The organism is Microcoleus sp. S13_C3 (assembly GCF_036700905.1).
In the GTDB taxonomy this organism is placed as follows: Bacteria; Cyanobacteriota; Cyanobacteriia; order Cyanobacteriales; family Microcoleaceae; genus Microcoleus.
Genome location: NZ_JAUBPT010000328.1, coordinates 1 through 2,369, shown reverse-complemented (window position 1 = coordinate 2,369; position 2,369 = coordinate 1). Strand labels below are relative to the sequence as shown.

1 protein-coding gene and 1 pseudogene are annotated in these 2,369 nt (G+C 44.2%); one reads left to right on the top strand and one right to left on the bottom strand.

Features of this window, described 5'->3' with window-relative positions; genetic code table 11:
- Positions 1 to 516: 516 nt before the first annotated feature.
- A complete protein-coding gene (locus tag QUA16_RS36435) occupies positions 517 to 1,923 on the bottom strand; it encodes a tyrosine-type recombinase/integrase (protein ID WP_333109703.1) in 1,407 nt (468 codons plus the stop codon).
- Positions 1,924 to 2,079: 156 nt separating this feature from the next.
- Here QUA16_RS36435 and QUA16_RS36430 point away from each other — a divergent pair.
- Positions 2,080 to 2,295, top strand: a pseudogene (locus QUA16_RS36430) (glutathione S-transferase family protein); the annotation flags it as partial.
- Positions 2,296 to 2,369: the final 74 nt, after the last annotated feature.

Below are 2,369 nucleotides of genomic sequence, written 5' to 3'. Positions count from 1 at the left end.
ACTGTAATTAACTCATAATTTTGCCGGAAATATCATTCTACTATGTATTTGTGTAATTAATTCTGTCTGACTACTTACCAGCGCAAAGCTAGGGGCTTATCCCATGAATAGTTAAAAGAAGCCGATCGTGGGGTACGTGAAGCGGACTGTTGTGACATAATAATGAAGCTCCAAACGTTGACAACTAACGGTTGGGGAAGTCGCAGTTAGCTCGGTGTCAGAAACCTTGCTGGCTGCGCGGAAATCTTCCTCATGTCTAAGACGATCGCAGTATTCAGGCTAAAGTGTCAATACTGCAACTGTTAAGTTTTGTTACCAATAGAATGGGACTACTTACCGTCAGTCACGTGACACAAGTGAATATCGGATATTAGGCTCATGGCCTATCCACCTTCATTTTCTAGAGTAGCCGCCTACAGTTGGCGGCAACTCCCAGAAATGCAAGCAGAGACACAAACAGGCAAGGCAAAAAATAGCCAATAAAAAACCCCCTTAATAAGGGGGCGGTAGTTGGGGCTAGATGTCGGCTAACACAACGTCTTTATTAATCCCTAGATAATGACGTTGAATTACCTCAACACTGTTACCGCAGGCAGTGGCCAAAAGTAACAAATCTACCCCTGAGTGTGCTTGCAAGGTTATAAATGTGTGCCGAGTATGATAAGGACTCAAGTTGCAACTTATTTTCCCTTCAGTTGCTAACTGAGTAACCACGCCGGGATAAGTGTATTTAATTCCTCTCTGAGTAGTAGCCGAAATTACCCATTTTTCGTACAATGCACCATTGGTGTAACTGGTGTCGGCGCTATTAGTAAAAACCAATTGAGTAGACTTGGTGTCTACAGGTTTGATTTTTACTAATAGACTTTCAAGTTTGGGGTATATCTTAAACAGCCTAGCTTCCCCTGTTTTTGTAACTTGAGTGTTTTTTAAGCGTCCGTTGTACGACTTGCTGAACCGGATATAATTTTTATCGCGACCAACGAATACATCTTGCCATCTTAACGCGAAAGCTTCGCCGGGCCGACACCCAGTTAGAAACAGGAATTCAATTAAAGGGGCAATTTTGCGAGTAGCGGGCTTATCTGACTCATAAAAAGCCTTAATAATGATGTCTCGCTCTTCCTTAGTAAAAGCACGGCGATCGCGTTCGTCTAAGTCAGTGTCATTTTCGTCAACATCCCACCATTCCTTAATCTCACCATCCTTGTTAATAGTTGATTTATACTTGTCTGCTTTATTTTCAACTTTTACACCTGCAAAAGGATTGACTATTAGTTTTGTCAATCCTTGGACTTGCAAGTAAGAGAAAGCCTCACTTAATGCCGCTGTTAGACTGTTGAGTAGCCTTGACGAGCCTTGTAACTCGGACACAAAACAACAGTTACTAGCAAGTGTTTTATCCCATATTGACGCATCGTTACTCAGAAATTTACGCTTGCTTTTGTCCCAAACTAACCCCTTTAGCACGTTGGTGTAGGTACTGGCATAGTGGAATTTAAACGTTGTCTCTTCTAGTTGTGGGCGTTTCCATTCCAAATACCTCTCCCACATCTCCCCTACAGTGATTTCGGGCTCTGGTTGCTTAGCACCTGGTAGTTGAAGTACATCTGCCAACTTGGCATATTTCCCTCCCCCTAAACCGTATTTGGCAAGTGTCGGATCGAATAACTTCTCCCATTCAGGGTGATCGAGGTCGGACTCCATTGCTATTGCTAGCTGGGTAGCCCGTTTCCAGTCCTCTGGATTGTCAGCACTAAAGCCGTATTTAGTCAGGTACAGGTAGTTAGGCTTTCCCTTGAGGGATTTACCCTTTAACTGTTCCCACAACGGTGTGTGACGCTTAGGGAAGCCAAGTCGTAAGGAATTGCCGTCGGCGGTAACGCTAACATCACAGGTTTGAGGACGTTTGTCAGCTCTCATGGGGTGTTTCTCCTGAAACTATTGGTTTGTCAAGGTTCTGGGTTTTCTAGACGGATTCTAGATTTCTGCACTTGTGTGCATTTTCTAAAGTTACCGCCTACAGTTGCCGGCTACTTCCTAGAATAGCATAGTATGCTTTCCTGTGCACTCCTCACCCTGGATATGCAAGCAGGGGCACACTTGCAGCCAGAGTATCTCGAAATTAACCCGCTCGGCAAAGTACCGGCAATTGTTGACGGAGATTTTAAACTTTGGGAATCCGGCGCAATTCTGCTATATTTAGCTCAAAAACATGGTAAAATGCCAGACACTTTGGAGCAGCAAGCTCAAATCGTGCAGTGGGTCACGTTTGCTAACGCCACCCTGGGGCCTTTCAGGGGTAGGTTTTTAATGATGACACCGGATTGGATAGTATAGAAACAGTGAGTTTTACACAGCTCCGGAGC